Source organism: Rummeliibacillus pycnus, from assembly GCF_002884495.1.
Taxonomy (GTDB): domain Bacteria; phylum Bacillota; class Bacilli; order Bacillales_A; family Planococcaceae; genus Rummeliibacillus; species Rummeliibacillus pycnus.
Genome location: NZ_KZ614145.1, coordinates 1,413,319 through 1,436,131 on the forward strand (window position 1 = coordinate 1,413,319; position 22,813 = coordinate 1,436,131).

A 22,813-nucleotide genomic window follows, 5' to 3' on the forward strand; every position below is an offset into this window, starting at 1 on the left:
ACTCTTAAAATCACTTCACTTTTCTTTTTACGACCAACAAATCACTGTAACTCTTACACTATATTCATTGTATTCTTTCGGTATGTATAAGAATTGATATGGAAAAGAAAATTATTCGGATTGAGTAATCTACTCAATCTATTGCTGATAGGAAGGAATAGTTTATTATTACATTTCATTTTAGAAAAGTTGTAAATTTAAGACTTGAAAGTTCGGTAAAGTGGATACAATTCATTTTTTCGAAGATTGAATTCTATTTTTTTTGGGTTAGATCTGTTATAAATTAGCTTATTTATGTTTGATCAAAAAATCATATCATCTAAGTCATCTATATTTAATATCAAAAAAATGTTAAAATGTTGTTCAGACGTATTATTTTTGAAAAAAAGGAGACGATTTTTTGGCCCAAAATATGAAAAAAGCGATTTGTATTTCCATGATGACTGGTTTTATAGGCGCTACAACAGTTTTGGCATACAGTGAAACAACAACTGTTTCTGCGAAAAGCTTATACAACATGAAAAGTGGAAAGTTAATTTCCACTAAAACAGGGAAAACAGTAAAAGGTTATAAAGTCTTTAATTCCACCTTGTTTAAAAACGGAAAAAAATACACGGGGATATATAAGGGGTACCAATATAAAAGCGGAAAAAAGCTAACAGGCACTTATAAGGGCTTGCAATACAAAAGCGGGAAAAAATTGACTGGCACAAAAGATGGGATTACTTATAAAAACGGGATGGTTGTTTCAGCCAAGAATGTAAGTAAAGTTAGCAAGACAGCTATTGTTTATGTGCAAGACGAACCATTACTAAAAGCATTAAATGAGATCTTAGGACATAAAAATTTATACCAAACTATTAAAGTGGCTGATTTAAGAAGTTTCAAAGGAACATTATTCTTAAACGGAGATACTGATGAAAGAGATACTTTTGGTCCGTTTGATATCGAAAATATTCAACCACTCGCCTTTTGTACAAATATTAGCGAATTATCGATTGCCAACAATGCTATTCATAATTTAACACCGCTTTCGAAACTAACAAATTTAAAAAAATTAGATATTCGTTTTAACAATTTAAGAACCATTGATTCACTTGAAAAGTTAGTAAATTTAACTGAGTTAAAAGTGTCCGGAAATACATTGAAAGATGTCATGGTTGTTAGCAATATGACTAAATTACAAGTTTTAGATGCTTGGAACAATAAAATTGAAAACTTGGAAGGGATTCATCAATTATCTAAATTAGAAACACTTAATCTATACGATAACAAAATAAAAGATTTATCAGAAATTGCTCATTTGCAAAATCTAAAGGAATTAAATCTTTCCAACAACATGGTAAGAGACATTCAACAACTAAGTGATGCTAAAAATCTTGAAACTCTTTACTTATCTTATAATAGTATTTTTTCAGTAGAAGGATTAGAAGCATTACAACATCTACAAACACTCTATTTAAATAATAACTACCTAACTTCAATGGAATCTCTTGCACCCATAAAAACCTTATCTACTCTTCACATTGAAGAAAATGATATTCCTGTAGCATCAATTCTTCCTAGTGAAACATGGCCATCCATGCAAGATTATCTAAATGATTTGAATAAATTTGAATAACTAATGAAACAACCCCCTCTTATTATATTGAGGGGGTTTTGTATAAAACTGTTCATAAAGATTGGTTAAGATTTAAATCACTCAGCAATCATTATCTAACGCAAACATTCTTCCTAAATTTATCATTTAGTTTCTGATAGATAATTTTCATATTTGGCTCGTTACTTTTTTCCACCGCTTCATCTAACGCAATCCATTGAATGGCACTATTTTCATCTGGTTTGATTCGAGTTAGTTCCTTCTCATCTGCTTCGATCAGATAGGTTACGTTTAGATGCACATGTGTAGCCACATACTTACCCTTTTTTACATGTCCATCCACACCAAGTATTTCCAGGGAGAAAATTTCTTCCGATAATGGTTTGATATTCTTTAAACCCGTTTCTTCTTCTGTTTCTTTTAAAGCAACGTGCAGGAGATCAGGATCTCCATCCGCATGTCCCCCTATCCAAGCCCATGATTGATAAATATTATGATAGGCCATCAAAACTTTTGTATGATTATGGTTTACAATCCATGCAGAGGCTGTAAAATGGGCAAATTCATTTTCTCTCGTTAATATATTGGGAAATGTATCAATATATTGCACCATAACTTCTCGTTCTTTCGCTTCTTGCTCATTGTATGGTTGATAAGTAGTTAGTTGATTTCTTACGTTTATTAAGTTCAATTGTCTCTGCCTCCATCGTATTTCTTCACTATCTTTTTATTGTAGCTTTTGAATAAAATTTGGTCAAAACGGTCTTGTCCGAATAATTAAAATAATTCTCAAGCTGTTGATCCAAATTAAAGTTATTATGTAATTTGACCCTCTATATAGATCATTACCCAAATTGATGTTTTATTGAATACTCATCTAATTTTTAATAGTTTCAAATTATTCTAATCTTTTTATGAGGTTTCTCAAAATAGCTAGCCATTTTATGTAAGCTAGTTATATTTTTATATCATAATTTAAGATTTCATGAATCTTTATTAAAATGTCTACGTAAATGAATATAGGAGAAGGAGGCGACCTATATGAATGAAAAAGGTTGTATAAAATGTGGTAGTACAGATGCAGATACGAAGGAAGTCGCGATGACTGGAACAGGATTATCGAAAATGTTCGATATTCAGCATAATCAATTTGTCGTGGTCTATTGTAAAAATTGTGGTTATTCAGAGTTCTATAATAAAAACTCTTCTACAGCATCTAACATACTTGACTTATTCTTTGGTTAAAAACACTAGTATTATAAATGTGATGTAACATTAAAATTGTTTAATTACCCTAAAGCCAATCAAAAAGTTCCAAAGAAAACTTCTTTGGAACTTTTTTGACATCAATCTATTTAGAATTGCAAATGAAGCAACTTGCACTTAACATTCTTATTACTGAAGCGCTGGAGCACTTACTGGAAGATAAATTTTCTCCGGATAAGAGTAATCATCATACTTTTTGTTATTAATCCGAATAAAATTCTCTGCAACATTCTCTATGACGTTATTTTGTAACATCTTCTTGTTTTCATCACTTAGCTTATTATAAATAGGTTTGTATTCGCTACCAGGACCTGTGTTCTCCCATACCATGAATTGCATCGCTCTTGGTACGGAGATAAATGTATTGTTTTGAACAGTTGGATTACTAACACCACTTAACAAGATACCACGTGTTGTATCGTATGGATTACTATTATCGCCAATATTATCAAATGTGTTATTTTCAATAATAGGATTAGACCAATTCATCACACGAATAGCATCTGAACGCATGTTTTGAATGGTATTATTGCGGATCACTACTTTGTTATGTAGGCTTCCTTGTGAATATTTATGTGTTCCAATAGCTCGATCCAATCCATCAAAAACATTATCAGTGATGACAACATCATTATTGGCTTGTTTATCATATTTACTCCAATCATGCGTAAATCCTTGTGTTGACAGGTCTGGTGTATCCAGATTAATGCCCTCTTTATCATGCCCCTCCATATGAAGAGAAGATACAAAGGAAGAATTCTTGATGATGACATGGTTAGATGCATCCAATTCAATAAAGTGACCACCGTTCATATTTTTGAATTGAATATGATCAATCGTAACATTTTGATTGTGTCCCATGACAATTCCTAACGTTTTCAAATCATAGTTTACATCGATTGTGGCCGTCCCTTTGCCAATAAGTTGAATATTTTTTTCGCCTTCAAACTTTCCATACACATGTTTTTTTTGCGCTTTTGATGGACGGACGAATTGAAAAATGGAGTTAGATGGTAGCATTTTTTCAGTACCTGTATCCGTGCCCTTTACTACAGTTACACCATCTTCAAGCTGGATTGTTACATTTGAAGGTACATATAAAGCGTTCGTTACTGTATACGTTCCTTTTTTTAAAATCAGTTTACCTCCACCTGTTTTTTCAAGTTTTTCAAGATAAGAACGTAACATGTAATACGTTTTTGTTTGGTTCGTGTATGTAGAATACTTTGTCATTTTAGGATCCAATGTTTTGGTTTTCGTCGTTATTGTATAGGTTGGCTTCGGTTGAACCTTTGTTTTTGTCTTTGCTTTTGCTGTTGAAGCTATTCCCATCAACAGTATGAATACTATTGCGAGTATTACAGCCGAGAAATAAAATTGTTTTCGCATTAATAGATGCTCTTTTTTACTTTCAACTACTTTATTAGTCAATATGGATCCCTGCCTTTCTACCTAATAATCATGTACATGAATCCCAATTCTTTAGGATTAGATGTCATAATTATTACATTCCTTAGATTTTTTTAGTATAACTTACATTTCCATAATGTTCTCTATAAAATACATAGACGCGTAAATTTATCCAATTTTTAATCATATATCCTACAAATAATGGAATGCTTCTCTCAACTTTGAGAATGAATAATAAATGAAAAGCTCTAACCCCCCGTATGGGAATTAGAGCTTTGTTTAATTTTCGTGTTCACTTTTATCGACAATAGCAGCACCTACAATATCTCCTGTTACATTACACATTGTAAAAACCATATCAGTAATAACATTCACACCTGCCGTTAGCCCAACAATTTCAATCGGTAATCCTGCTTGAGTAAATACAATTGACAGACCAATCATGCCTGCTCCTGGAACTCCTGCTGTACCAATAGCTGCCAATGTACCTGCTAAAATGATCCCAATAATAGAACCAACATTAAATTCATAGCCAACGACATTCGCAGCAAGAACAACACCCACGCCAAAATGAATAGCAGATCCGTTCATATTCACCGTTGCGCCAATCGGTAAGGTGAAATTTGCAACCGGTTCACTGATGCCCGCTTTTTTTGCAGATTTTAACGTGACTGGTAATGTCCCCAAACTACTACAAGTTACAAATGCAGTCATCATTGCTTCTCGTACATCTTTGAAAAATTTAAAAACAGGAACTTTAAATAAGGTTAGTAAGATTGGAAAAATAATCATTATTTGAATAGCTACACCTAAGTAAGAAGCACCAACATATTTAGAAAGCGCATACAACGTATCTAGACCTTGATTACCAACTGTAGCAGCCGTAATTCCAAGCACCCCAATTGGAGCATATTGCAAGACTCCATTTAAAATGCGTGAACTTAATTCACTCCCTGCTTCCATCAACTTCAACAAAAGATTGCCCCATTCAACAACAGTTGTCTCTCTTGAATGTCTCATGAATGAAATCACAAAACCCGCAATCACTGTCACAAACACAATACTTAAGATTTCACCTTTCGCCAATGCATCGAAAATATTGGTCGGTACAACATTCAAAATGACATCAATTAGCGAAGGTGCATCTGGTACCTCAACTTCTGTTTCTTTTGGTAAAGTCAATCCCGCTCCCGGATTAATAACTATAGCAATGACCAACCCGATTGCAACGGCTAATGCCGTAGTGAGAATGTAGTAAGGAAAAATTTTCCCACCAATACTCCCTAGTTTCTTAGGATCTGTGGTATTGACTGACACCACTAAGGTAAATAGAATGAGCGGCACCACTACCATTTTCAACAGATTTAAAAAAAGTTTACCAAAAGGTGATAAGATACTGGCAGATGGACCAAAGATTAACCCAATCATAATACCGATAATAAATCCAACTGTAATCTTAAATGCAAAAGATTTCTTATAATACCATTTCCATAATATCTTTATGGATTTTCCCCCTTTCAATCACAGCCTATAAAGTGTTTATACGTTTGAAATTTGGCGTTCAAAAATAAATAAGCATGGGATGAGTGTAAATGAGGTAGACTTTTTTAAAGTAATCATATTAAATATGATAGAAATTCATGACAAATTATTGAATATTTCATGAAGTGAAAAACACATCTGATGGACTCTTCAGTTGCGCTTTTTTCGATTTATTCTATTGTAAGCAATTGATGGCTGATACTAATAAATGAATATTTTCCAAAACATATTGTCCAGTTTTTAATTGTGTAAATTTGAAAGTAATTGTGATGGTGTTCATTGGACTATAGTTTTTTGGCAGGAATTATTTGAATATTTATCCTCTCTCCATCATTCAATTTTTTTATCTTCACTTTTATCAACTAGTATATTAAAACTAAAACATATCATTTATGAAATATGTCATAAAATAAAAGTTATTTTTACCACTTAATTAATCACTTTTCACTAAAATAATATATATGTTTTAGTAGACTAAAGGCTTTTTTCGTTCTATCCCATGAATAATAAGGTATAATATTACTATATATTTATAAGAAAAAGGAATGAGTACTGTAATGTTGAGCGAACAAACAAGATATTCTTATCTTGCAAATATCATAAAAATGATCAATACAAAACTTGATTTATACGAAGTACTAAACCAGGTAACACTTGCTATATCTGAGGAAATTGCTCTATGTCAATCTGTTAGTATATATTTACCACAGAAAGATGGCTCATTCAAAGTAGTTGCAGGAAATAGCAGTACCTTAAATAGTCATATTATTGATCCTAAAATAGATTTACTTGTTAAAGAAGTAATTGCATCAAAAAAACCTATTTATATTCCAGATACCTCAAAGGATGATCGGCCTAATCAAGAAGCCATCAAGAAATATCATATTCATTCATTATTAGTTCTTCCTATCTCTTTTGAGGATGAGTTATTTGGTCTCATTTTTTTATTTGATAATGGAAATCCGATGAATTTAACCTATAAAGAAATACAAATTATTGATGCTTATGTGAATATGGTTACTGTTGCGATTCAAAACGCAAAAAACCTAAAAGATAAACAGTTACTTCTTGAAGCAACACGAGAGTTGTCCATGTGTTCATCCATACAAGAAAGCCTTGATAAATGTTTTTATTATTTAGGGCAAGTTTTAAATACATACAATATTGGCATTCATTTGCTCGATCCAATCGTAGAAAAAAAGATAAAACCTGCAGTTTTGAGCAAGGATAGTGATTGGACAGAAGCAGACTGGCTTGAAACACATAATTTAACAAAGTTAGATCCAAGTAATGATCTTGTGATGCAAGAAGTTTATAAAACAAAAAAGGCGATTTTCATTCCAGATGTCTATAAAGATGATAGACCTAATCACAAAGCTTGTAGAAATTTTGGGATTAAAAGTTTGCTCATGCTTCCTCTAATAGCAATGGGCGAGAATTTAGGGCAAATTTGTGCCGTCAATCTGGGCGAAAGGGAGATTTATTATCCTGAATCTGATTTACAACTTGCACAGTCAATAATCGATGCAACAGCAGCTACTCTATCAAACCTTTTATACATGGAAAAACAAGACGCAATCATCCATGAAAGAACATCCGAAATAACCTTAAAAAATAAAGAACTTGAGAGTGTTGTAGCAAAATTACAAAAACTTAGCCGCGAAAAAGAATTACTTCTTAACTCTGCAGGAGAAGGGATTTTTGGTTTAGACCTTAATCGAAAAATTACATTCTGCAACCCAGCTGGCGCAAGAATGTTGGGATATCATTCAGAAGATGAATTAATCGGTGAGTCGGTAAACGCTATTCTTTGTAAAGATCAAATAGATAGTTCCTTGAATGATGTAGAAAGTATTTTGAAAGAAGGGGTATTTTTTAGAAAGGATACTTCCCTATTCCCTGTTGAATATGTCATCTCTTCTATTAAAGAAGACACTAAAATAGTTGGAGAAGTCGTAACATTCAAAGATATCACACAAAGAAAGCAACTGGAAGAAGAGATTACATACAATGCTTATTTTGATAGCTTAACGGACTTACCTAACCGAGTTTTGTTAACAGATAGATTATCTCAAGGAATTCTAGATGCACAGCAGAACAAAGAAAAATTAGCCGTATTATATCTCGATTTAGACCGTTTTAAATATGTAAATGATTCGCTCGGCCATAGTTTTGGAGATCTCTTACTACGAGATGTTGCCGATCGATTACGTAACTGTGTTCCTGCTTCCGCAACTTTATCGCGACAAGGTGGTGACGAATTCGCGATTTATTTACCACATATTCAAAATGATAATGATATTCTGTCCGTTGTGAATAATATTATCCACGCTATTTCAGAACCTTTTTATTTAGTAGATCAAGAAATCAATATCAATACAAGTATCGGTATTAGTTTGTACCCTGAACATGGCGATACGACTGACATTTTAATCAAAAATGCGGATACAGCTATGTACAAATCCAAAGAAACAGCCGGCAATAGCTATCATTATTTTAGTAAAACTATGGATAACAAAACATTTGAAGCAATTAAACTGGAAAATGATCTTTACAAAGCTTTAGAACAAGATGAACTTGTTCTCTACTATCAACCACAGATTAACTATAGAACAGGTCAACTGGAAGGAGCAGAAGCTTTAATAAGGTGGAATCATCCAGAACATGGCATCATTTCACCGGAAAAGTTTATTCCAATTGCCGAAGAAACAGGTTTAATCGTACCAATCGGTGAGTGGGTTCTGATTGAAGCATGTAAACAAATAAAAACATGGCATCATCAAGGTTTTCCATTAAAAAGCATGTCCGTAAACCTATCAGTTCGTCAATTTGAACAAAAGAATCTCTATTCTATCGTCAAAAATATTTTAGAAAAAATAGAACTTTCACCTGAGTACTTACATTTAGAGCTCACAGAAAATCTGATTGTTAAAAATATAGAGTTAACATTAGAAACAATGCAACAATTAAAAAGGCTAGGTATTAACATAGAGATTGATGATTTTGGCACTGGCTATTCATCTTTGGGCTATATTAAGAATTTACCGATTTCCACATTGAAAGTTGATAAATCCTTTGTACAGGACATGATCAAGGATAAAGCGGCAATTACGAATACCATCATAACCTTAGCACAAAATTTAAACCTAGATGTCATTGCAGAAGGCGTCGAAACAAAGGAACAAGCCGAATTTTTATCCTCTCAAAATTGTTATTTAATGCAGGGCTACTTTTTCAGTAAACCTTTAACAGCTGATGATTTTGTAAGAAAGTACTTTTTAAGTAGCGATTCTAAACCTATAGAAAAAGACAGAAGAAAAAACCGTAGATAAACTCGAATTTCTTTGAGTTTATCTACGGCCTTTCATATAGTACTGCAGTTTACATCTTACATAGTTTATGTGTGAACAGTTTTTGGATTCATAAATGTTTATACTTTACTATCTTGCGAAATCGATGAATAATAATCTGATGGGATCAAGATAAAAGGGCTGATCCACTTATAGACAGTCCCTCTTCTTTCCTGAAATTCTTTTATCCTAGTTGTCAAATATAGTTATATACTCTCTTCTGTAGTTCCTCAAATTTCACTGATAATTCTTCTGGGTGCATTGGTTTGCCACATAAGTATCCTTGAATATAATCAACATTCAACTGAGCTAGAAATGCAAATTGGTCTATTTTTTCAACTCCTTCGGCGATGATTTTCAGATTAAGGTGTTTTGCCAAAGAAATGATCATAGAAATTAGAACCGCTTCTTGATCATTTGATTGGATATTCTGAACAAAAGCACGGTCAATTTTCAGACAGTCAATAGGGAAATCCTTTAAATATGAAAGCGAAGAATATCCTGTACCAAAGTCATCAATGGCAATTTTCACACCTACTCCCTTTAAACTCTCTAAAGTTTCGATAGTATGTTTGGTATCCATGGTCATACTTTCTGTAATTTCAAGTTCTAAGTAATCAGGAGATAGATTTGTTTTTCTCAAGATGTCTTTAATCGTATTCACCAAATTATGTTGGAAGAATTGTCGAATCGATAAATTAACCGCTACACACAAATTCGGCATTCCCTGATCATGCCATTCTTTTGTTTGTCTACACGCTGTTTCTAATACCCACTCACCAATTGGTACAATTAAACCTGTTTCTTCTGCCATTGGTATAAAAGTAGCTGGAGAAATTACCCCTTTTTTTGGATGTTGCCATCTAACCAAAGCTTCTACTGCATCAATTTTCCCTGTGCTTACATTAAATTGAGGCTGGTATTCTAGAAAAAGTTCTCCGTTTTTAAGTGCATTATGCAAATCGTGTTCTAACATGATACGCTCTTCAAGATGTTGTTCCATTTTTGGTTGATAAAACAGATATCTTTCTACTTCTTGTTGAGCTTTACGCATGGCAACTTGAGCATGCTTTAATAATTCTTCAATACTATTTCCATGATCAGGGAAAATACTAATTCCAATATTTAATGTTACTTTCAACTGAAAATGTTGGATCTGAAATTGCATTTTCATCATCTGATGAATTTTATTACAAACTCTTACTATTTCTTCTTGTTCCTTCACTTCATGAAGAATAATCGTAAATTCGCCACCATTTAATCTACTGATAAATATTTCCCTTGGTAGTGATTCTCGTAATCGTATGGCTACTTCTTGTATTACTTTATCTGTAAATGTAGTACCAATTGAATCATAAATGGCCTTTAGTCGGTTAATCTTCAGCATCAAAATCGCTGTTTTTGTATCTTTTTTCTCAATTTCCGATGTTAGTAATTCATTTAAGAAGCGTAAATTTGGTAATCCTGTCAATTCATCATGATAAGCTGTATGATGGAGGGACTCTTTAGAATTTTCTAATTTAGCTTTCGTCTCTACTAACAATTTAAATGGTTCTTCCACCGATGAATAGTAGAGTGCTTTTAAGAAATAATGATAGCTCAATAATTGCAGTACATGCCCGATAAAATTTCGAATATCGTATACATTTACATACGTGGTAAACATAATATCGCCAAGTATCAAAAAGATTGAACCTATAATAATCATTGTTTTTTCAATTGGACTTGAATTTCTATTGATCCGTAAATACACAATTAATATGATTTGCAAAAGTACAGCGATAAATTGTAGGCTCTTCTTTAATACCGTTGTACCTACTCCATCAATGAATAACGATGGAAGTAAATGAGTTGGCTGGAAAATCAAAAGTATCCAAATCGCTACGTATAATGTTGCAAAACCATATGTACTCCAACGCTTGGCAGGGCTAACCTTCTTAGGTTTCAATATGTATATAATTAATAAGCCAACAGGTAATGTTAATCGACCAATGATATAAAACCAAGTAGCTGAATAGGGTGAACTTTCTTCTATAAAAAATGGCATTCCTTTATAAGAAAGTGTATGAATAATTTCAGTTAGTCCTAAAGATAGGAAAAGAGCGCCAATATACATTCGTCTATTCGATAAAATATAAGGAACAATTAGCCATGCCTGAATAGCAATCGAAAACGAAGCAATGATGATCAATATCTCCATCATTAAATGAATAGCAACATAATTTTTTTGTCCAAAGATTCCATAAAATTGCTGATTAAATACTAGTACTAGTGAAAGTAATAGTAGTAAAAATACTAGGTTCAAACGGTGCTTTTTTAAAACTTCTAGATTTTCCATATGTTTAATCTCCTTTCATCGTCTCAGGAAATAAAGAACCAAATAATGTAATATTAACTTTTTATAGGAATTTTATAATTTTAAGTTACCATTTTCACACATATATATACTTTTAACGATTACATTATACCTATATATAATACAAAATTATATAAATAATATAATCATTTTCTTTATTGACTTATTTTATTCACGTTTTTGTCATAATTAGCTACTATATGACACCGAACGTTGCCATACAAAAAAACCGTTGATCCTTGTCCATCAACGGTCTGTGTATCAATTGTTCTATTTTACAAATCGTTTGTCATAATGTGTGTAGGAATAATAAAGTTAAAATAGGAAAGGAAAGTTACTCATTAACTCTTTCCTTATGAACGTTTTTATGATTAGCAGGGGAAATTTTGACACCTGTTGACTCTTCAAAATCATACAAATTAGTTGGTAAATCTGTGAATCGTTCTAATTCGTTGTACGCAGGAATACCGTGATAAGTCATGTCTAAACCTTCTTCTTCCTCTCGTTCACTCGCTCTTAATCCTACTGTCTTTTCGCAAACCTTTGCCATAAATATACCGCCTGCAAATCCCCAAAGAATTACAACAACAGCACCTAATAGTTGGATAAGTAAAAGAGAAAAATGACCAGTTGTGAATAGACCTTTTGAGGAATCGAATAATCCAACAGCAATGGTTCCGAACACTCCATTGAAGCCATGAACTGCTACTGCTCCTACTGGATCATCTACTTTTATATTATCTACAAATAGCGTAGCATAAATCACGATAAAACCACTGATTACACCAATTATAATTGCACTCCATTGAGAAACAAAAGCACAACCAGCAGTAATGGCCACCAACCCAGCTAATACACCATTAATGGTCATACTAGGGTCAACTTTTCCAAACTTTTTCATGGTGATGAATAATGCGGCTGTACCACCACTTGCCCCTGCAAGCATCGTGTTTAACGCAATAGACGCCAAAGACGTATTAGAGGCATCCAATGTACTTCCAGCATTAAATGCAAACCAACCAAACCATAAGATAAACGAACCAGCAGAAGCTAAAGGAATATTACTGGGTGCAAATACATTAGCACTACCATCTGAATTAAATCTCCCTTTTCTAGGACCTAATATTTTTGCCATTGCAAAGGCTGCAAATCCACCAACTGCATGTATGGCTGCAGAGCCTGCAAAATCCTTCATCCCTAGTTTTGCTAACCATCCATCATTATTCCAAATCCAATGCCCTGAGAGTGGATAAATAATAGTACAAATTAGGACTGCTGTTAAGATATATGCTTTAAAATTCATACGTTCAGCTACTGCTCCAGAAATAATTGAAATACTCGCTACAGCAAATCCCATTTGAAATAGTACAAAGGCAGCACTTGGTAATTTTATTGAAAGATGAATCTTTTCCGGACTACCGAATAACGTCGTACCAATGATGCCAAGTTCATCATGCCCGTACATAACGCCAAATCCTATAATCCAAAAAGCTAATGCACCAATCGTTAAATCAACAAAAATCTTCATCGTAACATTGACTGCATTTTTTGTACGTACAAAACCAGATTCTAGTAAACTAAATCCGCCTTCCATAAATAACACCATTGCTGCAGCTATTACAATCCAAACTGTATTGATATACATCAGTTCCATGCTGTTACTCCTCTCGCTCTAGTAAATCATCAATATCATCGTCTAGTTTTCCTGTTCGAATGTTATAAGCTTCTAAGATTGGATAGACATAAATTTTACCATCGCCATCTTCACCCGTTTGAGCATTTTCAACAATTGTCCTGATTGTACGTTCGACCATATGATCTGAAAGAATAATCTCTAATTTTATCTTAGGATGGAGTGTTACTTTATAATTCTTTCCTCGATAGACTCCTTGACTGTCTTTCTGCTTCCCTCTCCCAACTACCTGAGATACGGTAAAACCAGTAATGCCAATATTTTTTAACCCTTTAATGGTATCGCTTAATTTTTCAGTTCTAATAATTGCTTCAATTTTTTTCATTTAAAGCACCCTTCTTGTGTTAGATTTTCTAACATCTGATGTTATAAAGTATAACAAATAATAAGAATGTGTCAATATAGTAAAACTAAAAATTACGCATTGCCTAAATTTTCAGTTTTATCTTTTTTCCAAATTAAAAGGGATTAAAAAGATAGTTCTTTTTAATCCCTCCATTTCAATGTTTAGATCGCTACCAATAATCGAATATTTATTGACTTACCTTAAAGCTATTCGAATAAATACGTTTATTCACTTTTAGCTTTAAACGTTTTACAACATGTATCCGCAGAATGACTTGCTTCCTCTGAAATAGCATAAACGTCAAATTCTGAAGCAAACTCTGTATTTCTATTTTGGGAGCGGTAGTTGTCCATCTCTACATCGATTTTCTCAGCTCCGCAAATATTGCCTTCCTTATGAAAAAAACAATTCGATACAGTACAGTTTACCTTTACAGTTGGCATTGCGATCCCCCTCATTGATTTTTGAAAAATATAGAAAGAATTTTTATTTCCTTTCTACACTCCTCAAAATGTATTCTAACCAATCGAAGCCTTTTTATTTTCATTCCAGTTATTTTTTGTACAAATACTCGATAAAAACAATGCTTTTATTTTATAAACATAAAAAAGCACCCATAAAGGATGCCTTCTCGCTTACCATTTTCTTCAATTGTATGAATTAAAGTTTAGTTACATTAGTAGCTTGTGGTCCGCGGTTGCCTTCTTCAATACCGAATTCAACTTTTTGACCTTCTTCTAGTGATTTGAAACCATCACCTAGAATAGCTGAGAAGTGTACGAATACATCGTTACCGCCTTCAACTTCGATGAAACCAAAACCTTTTTCTGCGTTAAACCATTTTACTGTACCTTGTGTCATTTAAATGACCTCCTATTTTTGTTTAATAATTCATCTTCCAATAGATAAAAAAATCACCTATAAATGTGATCGATACAAATACGATCACACTTTAATAGGTGAATGTTTTGTTTACGATTAGCCGGATTAATTATTACCTTTATTCTATAACAGATATTACCAAGCGTCAACTATAAAGTGAAAAATTTTCTGTTTGCTAAAATATTTTTTCTATTAATCATAAGGTACACACTACTCAAGTTTTTTACTCTTTACCTTAATGAGACTACAACTCGTACTCCCCATCAAAATCTTAAAGTAGCAATACATTATTTAGAACCCAAATAGAATTGTTCTAATTCCTTTATCGCACTACTAACTCTAGCAGATGTAATTGATCCAATCGGCATTAAATGGATTGTCTCCTCTGGTATCGTTGCTTTTTTTGCCACTTGATGAATCATCTCATTTGTTATGGCATCAATACCTAATTCTTTTAAGGACAAAGGTAAACCTAATTGTTGATAAAAAGGAAGAAGTTGTTTGATTTCATCCCAGCGATTTTCTAGTACTAATTGTATTAAAATGCCATATGCAACTTTTGATCCGTGTAATGCTTGATGTGTCTCTTCCAAAACTGTCAAACCATTATGAATCGAATGTGCGCCAGTTGTTCTTCCAAAATGGTCTCCAAATCCACCAACCATCCCTGCATAGACGATAATCGTTTCAACAACTTTGATAAAATCATCATTTAGTTTACCATTTTGAACCGCAAGAACAGCTTCTTTAGAGGATTTTAAAAGGATCTCTTTGCACTGCTGTGCAGCATAATAAGAGATCATCATCGGTACAGTTTTATTGGTAATTGTTCTTAATTGTACATCTGCTTCATACCATTTCGCTAATGTATCACCAATCCCAGCTATAAACAAATCAATCGGTGCATTTACTAAAATTTCAGGTTCAATTAATAACAAACTCGTTGAAACAGGATAAATATCAAAACGAATAAAAGCACCAAAATCGTCATATAGCACACTTAAAGGTGTCCAAGGAGCACAGTTTGAAGCCAAAGTTGGAATTAATACTACTGGTTTGTTTGTATGATTGCCTGACGCCTTTACTAAATCTAAAACCTTCCCACCACCAACACCAATAATTGCCTCAAACTTGTTAGTCATGACTAAATTTGATACTTTCTCAATTTCACTCAAGGAGCACTCTCCACCATATGTATATTCCTCAGTTTGGATTTCAGTCATTTTAGGCCAATACTCTTTCGTGACTTCCCATGATTTAACACCATGTACAACTAATACTTTCTTAAAATTTCTCTCTTCTAATTTGGACTCCAAAAGTTCTAAAGCACCCTTTTGTAAAAAATATTCACTTGGTGCAGCATGTACATGAATTGTTTTCAATTTTTTCACTCTTTCTAATATATTGTATACTTTATCCTACATTATAGAACTCCTCTAATAACTTTCAATGTTATTTTTGAATTTATTTGATAATTCATATAAATCAGGAGTTATTTCTAAGAAAAATGCTAATTTTGCCCACTTGATTTGAATAAACGATATTTTTTTATTCTCACTACATTCAAAAACACAAGAATATCCATTTATTTTGTCTAATTACAATTAATATAAGGTAAAAAAATACTATTAAACATTTTTTTAACACTAACTTAAATTAAATGTGCTATATTCTATTTTGAACAAATTAGTCTCTAAAATAGAAAAGGTCAGGTGGTTGGAATGAAAGGTAAAAAAACATCAGCTTTAAAATTTTTGTCTAGTACACTTGCAGTCAGTATGTTGTTAACAGCAGTTACTCCAAGTAATGCAAATGCCGCAAAACCTTCTAAACCTAAGGTACAATCACAAGTAAAACTTCGAATTATGGAAACGACAGATGTTCACATAAATCTACTGGACTTTGATTATTACAAAAATACCGTAGCTCCAAAATTGGGCTTAGCGAAAACTGCTACTCTTGTGAAAACAGCGAGATCAGAAGTGGAAAATTCCGTATTAGTAGATAACGGTGATTTGATACAAGGTACTCCTCTCGGTACGTATGAAGCGAAAATTAATCCATTAAAAGATGGTGAAGTACATCCTATTATTAAAGCTATGAATATCATGAAATATGATATGGCGACACTTGGAAATCATGAGTTCAACTATGGATTGGATTATTTAGATGAAGTATACGACGATGCAAAATTTCCTTTTGTTAACGCAAACGTCTATATAGATGATCATGACAACAATCCAAATAACGATAAAAATAAGTACACTCCATACAAGATTATTACTAAAAAAGTGAAAGATGAGTCTGGTAAAACAACTACAATTAAAATCGGCTACATTGGTTTTGTTCCCCCTCAAATTAATGAATGGGATAAAGCAAATTTAGATGGAAAAGTAATAACCAAGAATATCGTAGAAACAGCTAAGAAATATGTACCTGCTATGAAAAAGAAAGGTGCAGATTTAGTTATTGCATTAACTCATTCTGGCTTTAGTGGAAAATTAGACAATACAGAAGATACGATTTATGCATTGAGTAAAGTATCTGGAATTGATGCAATTACTTTTTCACATACACATAAAGTATTCCCTGCCAAAGATGTTGCTAGCTTAGATGCGTTATTTAAAGATCCCAATGGACAACCATTACCTGGGGTAAACAACGAGAAAGGAACGATTAACGGGGTTCCTGCCGTACAAGCTGGTTTTGGCGGTGGTAATTTAGGGATTATCGATTTAACTTTGAAAAAAGTCAAAGGAAAATGGGCAGTTTCAAATTCCCAATCTGAAAATAGATCAATTGAAGCAGTAGCTGCAGACACAACGATTGTAAATGCCGTTAATGCAAATCATGAGGCAACATTAAAATATGTTAATACAGCCATTGGCAAAACAACAGATGATATTTATAGCTATTTTGCACTAGTACAAGATGATCCATCTGTTCAAGTCGTGACAAATGCTCAAAGGTGGTATGTAGAAAAATATATCGCCTTAAACAAGCCTGAATTAAAAAACATTCCGATTCTATCAGTAGGTGCACCTTTTAAAGCTGGACGAAATGGCGTGGATGAATACACAGAAATTAAAAAAGGTGATTTAACAATCCGTAGTGCTGGAGATTTGTATCTTTATGACAATACATTAAAAGCGATTAAAGTAAAAGGCTCTGACGTAAAAGAATGGCTTGAGATGTCAGCAGGTCAATTCAATACCATCGATCCTACAAAAACAACGGAACAAGCATTGATTAATTCTGCATTCCCAGTTTATAATTTTGATGTTATTGATGGTGTTAAATACCAAATTGACGTTACAAAACCAGCTAAATACGGTACAGACGGTAAACTGGTAAATCCTACATCCAGTCGAATTGTGAATCTCGAATTCAACGGCAAACCGATTGATCCTAATCAAGAATTTATCGTTGTTACAAATAATTATCGCGCGAACGGCGGAGGAAATTTCCCTGGTATAAAAGGAAGTCCATTAGTAGTAGATTCAGCTGATGAAAATCGACAAATCTTAATGGAATATATCACTGAAAAGAAAGAAATTACCCCAACTGCTGATGGCAACTGGTCTATTGCACCAATTTCTGAAAAGGTGAACGTAACATTCACAACTTCTCCAAAAGCAGTGCAATATATCACTAAAGATAGTCCATTCTCTTACACAGGTAAAAAGGATTTAAGAGATTTTGGAATCTTTAATATTAACCTTCATCGGTAATAAAAAGTTTAGAAGAAGTAATAGTTATCATATACTTTAAGTAGGTATTGCATTTCCAATTAATGTTATTCTAAAAGTAAAATACACAGCACCGAAGCATCTTTTTTCAGTGCTGTGTATTTTAACATAATCGTCATATATAAGAAATTTGTTATTATACTTAGAAAATAGTTTCACGGAGCCGTTGCCAAAGGACTTGGCATTCTTAGACTCTTAGACTCTGTTCCTTGAAGAATAATATGAATTATTGGGTTGTAATTTTAGAAAAGCTGAAATGGAAAGTATTTATGAAATTGATTCAATTAATTTATCTATTATATTTTCTACGTTTTTAATGATTATTCCCCATTGTTGTTCTAACTTTTCACTTAATCCAATATTAAATTTTATTTCGTAAGGTTCTACACCAATTATATATCCTTTTATCCTATCTTTTGATAAATGTAAAATTTGGAACAAATGCAGGTTGTGTGGTGATATATCTAGTGTATGAAAACCATTTAGACTTTCTAATGGATAAACTGTAACATCGCCTGGATCACAACCTGAAAAAATAGCATCTAATAGTATAACAAATGTTGCTTTTTCAATTAGTCCAATACAATATTCAACATCTGACTCACCAATTATATATTGTATGGTAGAGTTTTTATTTTGTAATGCAATTTCTTCCGCAAGGTAAATTCCTACACCATCATCCATCATTAAACGGTTTCCTATCCCAAGAACAATGATATTTTCCATTTAAAGTACCTTTATAGTTTTGACTTGTTTACCTGGCCTATATACATGAGTTGCACAGGACATACACGGATCAAAGGACCGTAAAATCCTCCCTATTTCAACTGGTTGATCTGGATTTTGAATTGGTGTACCTACTAAGGCTTCTTCAGCTACACCTCTATTGCCGTTCTCATCGCGCGTTGAGAAATCCCATGTAGATGGCGTTATAATTTGATAGAAAGAAATCTTTTTGTCTTTTATTTTAAGCCAATGTCCTAACGCCCCTCTTGTAGTATCTACCAATCCCTTTCCTGATGCAGATTCAGGAATTTCGTATTTTTGCTGTACATCTACATCTGGAATAATTTGTTTCAGCAGTGTACTTATAATTTCAGTTATTTTCTTGGTTTCAAGCGCTCTAGCAATTGTTCGATCCATTGCTGAGACTCTATTTGGATAGGCTCCACATAAAATTAATCTTGCTAACGGTCCCACTTCAAACGGTAAATGATTATATCTTGGTGCTTTAACCCAAGAATATGCCTCTTTCTTATCCATATCAGGCACTGGAACTATCGAATCTGGCTTATACGTGTTTTCTGGTGCCTTAAACCAAGAGTAATCAATTTTTTCTTGGATGTTAGTTTCATCAAATACTTCAATACGATCATTCATTTTTACAAATGGATCAACATAAAGAGTTCCTAAATCTTCATAATGATTAAAAGAACCATATGATAGTAGATTGCCGTACCCTCCTCCAAGTTGAAAATACTCTGGGTAATATTTTGCAATATCGTATACATCAGGTATCATTTCTTCATTTATAAAAGCGGTTATTTTTTGTAGATTTGCGTCAAGAAGAACTACTTTCTCCGCAGTTGCTTTCGTTGTAACTCCTCCTATAAAGACTCCATGGTTATGGGGAGCTTTACCTCCTAATACCGCTAACATTTGGTGAGCTAAACGACTTATTGAAAGTGAATCAAAGTAATTTTTTGAAATCCGATTGTTTATTTCTTTTGGTAATCTAAAATCATCATGATCTGCTTGTAAAATTGTAGTTTGTTCAATTTTCACAAAATCAGGAACAGTATATTGATAAAAGTGGCGAATATGATTTTGTAAAAATTCACAAGCATGAATGATATCTCGTAAATATATTCCTTGCTCATTTGGTTTAATCTTTAGAGCATTCTCTAAAGCTAAGGATGAAGCCATTGAGTGTGCGGCTGAGCATATACCACAAATTCTTTGTGTAAAATAAACCGCGTCAAATGGGCTTCTATCAATCAACATTTGTTCAAAACCACGAAATAAATTTCCTTTTGTTTTCGCATCAACTATTTTGTTTTGTTCTATGAGCACATCAATTTCCATAAAGCCACTAATTCGTGTTAAAGGATTAATAACAATTCTTTTACTCATCTTTCACCACTCTCGTTGTATCAAAGCTTATGAAAGGCGCCATAGCATCCGGAAAACCAAATTGGGCACAGCCAATACATGGTGTGTTATCCCCAATAGGCCAATTTACATGTCCATTCCACTGCCTTGTTGGACAATCCGTTCTGGTAACTGGTCCTCTGCAGCCGAGTTTGAACAAACAGGTTTTGTCACTTAGTTTTTCAGCAAAAATCCCACGGTCAAAAAATGGTCTTCTTGGGCATCGGTCATGTATTAACGTGCTATAAAACATTAAAGGGCGTCCTAAATTATCTGTTTCCGGTTCCCCGTACAATAAAAGATGTGCGACCGTTCCTAAAAACCAATCCGGGTGAACTGGACAACCCGGTAATTTGATCATCTTCTTATTTGGAAGAACATTTTGTAAGCTTACTGATTGAGATGGATTCGGTTTAGCAGCCGATACCCCTCCGTGAGTTGCACAAGCCCCTACTGCTAGAATAGTGGATGCCTTTTCTCCTAACATGGTTGCCGCTTGTAAACCCGTTAGCGGTTTCCCTTGCCACCTACCTATTACGTTATATAACCCATTATTTTTTAATGCTACGGCTCCTTCAACAGCTAATATATACTCCTCATCCATTGCTTTCATGAGTTTATCTATAGCCTTTTCACCTTCTGACACCATTAAACTGTTACTATATTGAATATTAACCATGGATTGAAATGCATATTCAAAGTCGGGGTTTTGCCCATTTAGAAGAGAAATGATATTTCCTGAACATCCATTTAGCTCTAAATAAATAAGATTTTTTTTCTTAATTAGTCCATCCTTAATGCCATTCATTGCGCTTTTCTTTAATCTTTCTGCAATCGCTTCATTGGTTACCTGTTCTGGAGGTAAAACGAAATTTCCCATTACACCAACCTTCCAACTACTGGTAATGTATTTAATATAGATTGCTGTCCTGCATGACAGGAAGCAAACTCTTGGGTATAGTCTCTTCCAGAGATTAATCCAAAATGTGTAGCAGCTGCCCAAGCCCTGTTGTTCGTTACATCATACACATTATTTTTTACCGCCACATAGGCAGGTCTTCCATTTTTTCCATTATAGGAACTTAATTCTTCTGCCGTGAAATTTCGTAGATTAGGTGGTGGAGCTGTTTCATTACTTAAAGGGGTTTTTGGTGGTATTTGAGTAGAACTAACCGCATTGCTATTTATAGGGACTATTTGTTGAGCAGATGGATTCGTATGGATTAACTGATTTGCAAGTAGTTCACTAATGAATTGAATTGATGATAGTGTATCCCATAACCTTTGCAGGATTTGAGGTGTCATTGAACCGCAATTATATGTGGAAAGTGTATAAATGTCCTGTCTTGCCTGATTAATATGAGAATTCAGTTGAAATCTAAGAATCTCGTTGTTTTGCATTATGCCCTCCCAATTTTACAGATTCCACATATATTATGCTTGAAGGCTAGAATAATTTAACATATTCTAGGCAAAAGTAATCCTGAAAGGCGATGGAGACGTCTTGTTGTGCCAATCGGAGTTTTTATCATTAATTTCCCCACTTGGTTTTGACAAGAAGTAACTTGACCAATTACAGCTGCTTCCTCTCCCAATTTATTAGCGTTTAAAATATCTAAAACCATTTTTTGCTTTAATGAATCAACAACAATCACTACTTTCCCTTCATTAGCTATATATAGAGGATCAAAACCCAAAATATCACATGCGCCTTCAACTTCTTTTCGTATTGGTATCAATAGTTCATCCAATTCCACATTAAAGTGGAAATCTTCACATAGCTCTACAAGCGTTGTTGCTAAGCCACCTCGAGTTGGGTCTCGCATAATACGAATTCCTTCAACTTTCTCTAAAAGTTGATGAATTAAATCATTTAAGGAAGCACAATCGCTCTCAACCTTCGTTAGTAACCCTAGTTCTTCACGTGCAGATATAATTGAAATTCCATGATCTCCTAATGTCCCACTAATAATAATCGAATCACCTGGGCATATTTTCTCAGGAGTCATTTGATACTTTTCATTTACAACACCAATTCCTGTCGTATTTATAAATAAGCCATCTACGCTCCCCTTTTCTACAACTTTCGTATCACCAGCAATAATGGAAACCCCAGCATTTCTTGCTTCTCTTGCCATACTCTCAACAATGATATTCAAATCTCTTAAAGGAAAACCTTCTTCAAGAATAAATCCAGTAGTTATTACTTTTGGAATCGCACCACTTACTGCTAGATCATTTATTGTACCTGTAATGGCTAGTTTTCCAATATTCCCCCCTGGAAAAAATAGTGGTTTGACGACGTAACTATCTGTACTGACAGCTAAAGTTTTGGAAGTACTTTTTAAGATAGCAGCATCAAGTTGTGTCTGCTCTCTGTTCCCAAAAGATGCAAGAAATACATCTCGAATAAGTTGGTGTGTTAAGTCACCACCTTCTCCGTGTGCCAAGGTAATCCGTCGAACCAA

Annotated in this window: 18 protein-coding genes; 4 read left to right on the plus strand and 14 right to left on the minus strand. The window is 33.5% G+C overall.

The window, feature by feature from the left end; genetic code table 11:
- The first annotated feature begins 412 nt into the window (after window positions 1–412).
- Window positions 413–1,621: a leucine-rich repeat domain-containing protein gene (locus CEF14_RS07065; RefSeq protein WP_211284572.1), complete on the plus strand. Its 1,209-nt coding sequence runs from the start codon at window positions 413–415 to the stop codon at window positions 1,619–1,621.
- Window positions 1,622–1,712: 91 nt separating this feature from the next.
- On the opposite strand, the gene CEF14_RS07070 is transcribed toward CEF14_RS07065, so the two are convergent.
- On the minus strand, window positions 1,713–2,291 hold the full coding sequence (locus CEF14_RS07070; RefSeq protein WP_245890080.1) for an NUDIX hydrolase: 579 nt from the start codon (window positions 2,289–2,291) through the stop codon (window positions 1,713–1,715).
- A 350-nt stretch (window positions 2,292–2,641) separates the two neighbouring features.
- On the opposite strand from CEF14_RS07070, the gene CEF14_RS07075 reads away from it, so the two are divergent.
- On the plus strand, window positions 2,642–2,845 hold the full coding sequence (locus CEF14_RS07075) for a zinc ribbon domain-containing protein (protein ID WP_102692207.1): 204 nt from the start codon (window positions 2,642–2,644) through the stop codon (window positions 2,843–2,845).
- A gap of 150 nt (window positions 2,846–2,995) precedes the next feature.
- Here the strand turns inward: CEF14_RS07075 and CEF14_RS07080 are convergent, their stop codons facing one another.
- Window positions 2,996–4,297 carry a right-handed parallel beta-helix repeat-containing protein gene (locus CEF14_RS07080; RefSeq protein ID WP_245890081.1) on the minus strand — a complete coding sequence of 434 codons (1,302 nt, stop codon included), beginning with the start codon at window positions 4,295–4,297 and terminating at the stop codon, window positions 2,996–2,998.
- 258 nt (window positions 4,298–4,555) lie between these two features.
- Window positions 4,556–5,797, minus strand: coding sequence for a dicarboxylate/amino acid:cation symporter (locus CEF14_RS07085; protein ID WP_281256499.1), 1,242 nt, complete (start codon window positions 5,795–5,797; stop codon window positions 4,556–4,558).
- A gap of 578 nt (window positions 5,798–6,375) precedes the next feature.
- Here CEF14_RS07085 and CEF14_RS07090 point away from each other — a divergent pair.
- Window positions 6,376–9,150, plus strand: a complete 2,775-nt coding sequence (locus CEF14_RS07090) for a bifunctional diguanylate cyclase/phosphodiesterase (protein WP_102692208.1) — start codon at window positions 6,376–6,378, stop codon at window positions 9,148–9,150.
- Between the two features lie 214 nt (window positions 9,151–9,364).
- On the opposite strand, the gene CEF14_RS07095 is transcribed toward CEF14_RS07090, so the two are convergent.
- The 6 genes from CEF14_RS07095 to CEF14_RS07120 all read right to left on the minus strand — a co-directional run bounded on the left by CEF14_RS07095 (window position 9,365) and on the right by CEF14_RS07120 (window position 15,827).
- Window positions 9,365–11,506: a bifunctional diguanylate cyclase/phosphodiesterase gene (locus tag CEF14_RS07095; RefSeq protein ID WP_102692209.1), complete on the minus strand. Its 2,142-nt coding sequence runs from the start codon at window positions 11,504–11,506 to the stop codon at window positions 9,365–9,367.
- Window positions 11,507–11,858: 352 nt separating this feature from the next.
- Complete coding sequence (locus tag CEF14_RS07100) at window positions 11,859–13,178, minus strand: ammonium transporter (RefSeq protein WP_102692210.1); 1,320 nt, start codon at window positions 13,176–13,178, stop codon at window positions 11,859–11,861.
- A gap of 4 nt (window positions 13,179–13,182) precedes the next feature.
- On the minus strand, window positions 13,183–13,542 hold the full coding sequence (locus CEF14_RS07105; RefSeq protein ID WP_102692211.1) for a P-II family nitrogen regulator: 360 nt from the start codon (window positions 13,540–13,542) through the stop codon (window positions 13,183–13,185).
- 245 nt (window positions 13,543–13,787) lie between these two features.
- Window positions 13,788–14,006: a DUF1540 domain-containing protein gene (locus tag CEF14_RS07110; protein ID WP_102692212.1), complete on the minus strand. Its 219-nt coding sequence runs from the start codon at window positions 14,004–14,006 to the stop codon at window positions 13,788–13,790.
- A gap of 217 nt (window positions 14,007–14,223) precedes the next feature.
- Window positions 14,224–14,424, minus strand: a complete 201-nt coding sequence (locus tag CEF14_RS07115; protein WP_102692213.1) for a cold-shock protein — start codon at window positions 14,422–14,424, stop codon at window positions 14,224–14,226.
- 308 nt (window positions 14,425–14,732) lie between these two features.
- Window positions 14,733–15,827: an iron-containing alcohol dehydrogenase family protein gene (locus CEF14_RS07120; RefSeq protein ID WP_102692214.1), complete on the minus strand. Its 1,095-nt coding sequence runs from the start codon at window positions 15,825–15,827 to the stop codon at window positions 14,733–14,735.
- A gap of 339 nt (window positions 15,828–16,166) precedes the next feature.
- Between CEF14_RS07120 and CEF14_RS07125 the strand changes: the two genes are divergently transcribed.
- The gene (locus CEF14_RS07125) at window positions 16,167–18,176 is read left to right on the plus strand and encodes a bifunctional 2',3'-cyclic-nucleotide 2'-phosphodiesterase/3'-nucleotidase (protein WP_102692215.1); all 2,010 of its coding nucleotides are present in this window, start codon (window positions 16,167–16,169) and stop codon (window positions 18,174–18,176) included.
- 285 nt (window positions 18,177–18,461) lie between these two features.
- Here the strand turns inward: CEF14_RS07125 and CEF14_RS07130 are convergent, their stop codons facing one another.
- The 5 genes from CEF14_RS07130 to hypE are packed head-to-tail and all read right to left on the minus strand — an operon-like array spanning window position 18,462 to window position 22,813.
- Complete coding sequence (locus tag CEF14_RS07130) at window positions 18,462–18,920, minus strand: hydrogenase maturation protease (protein ID WP_102692216.1); 459 nt, start codon at window positions 18,918–18,920, stop codon at window positions 18,462–18,464.
- On the minus strand, window positions 18,921–20,327 hold the full coding sequence (locus CEF14_RS07135) for a nickel-dependent hydrogenase large subunit (RefSeq protein WP_102692217.1): 1,407 nt from the start codon (window positions 20,325–20,327) through the stop codon (window positions 18,921–18,923).
- A complete protein-coding gene (locus CEF14_RS07140) occupies window positions 20,320–21,225 on the minus strand; it encodes a hydrogenase small subunit (protein ID WP_102692218.1) in 906 nt (301 codons plus the stop codon). The genes CEF14_RS07135 and CEF14_RS07140 overlap by 8 nt, the downstream gene beginning before the upstream one ends.
- Window positions 21,225–21,746 carry a cytochrome b5 domain-containing protein gene (locus CEF14_RS07145; protein ID WP_102692219.1) on the minus strand — a complete coding sequence of 174 codons (522 nt, stop codon included), beginning with the start codon at window positions 21,744–21,746 and terminating at the stop codon, window positions 21,225–21,227. Before CEF14_RS07145 ends, CEF14_RS07140 begins: the two co-directional genes overlap by 1 nt.
- A 56-nt stretch (window positions 21,747–21,802) precedes the next feature.
- Window positions 21,803–22,813: a hydrogenase expression/formation protein HypE gene (hypE, locus tag CEF14_RS07150; RefSeq protein ID WP_102692220.1), complete on the minus strand. Its 1,011-nt coding sequence runs from the start codon at window positions 22,811–22,813 to the stop codon at window positions 21,803–21,805.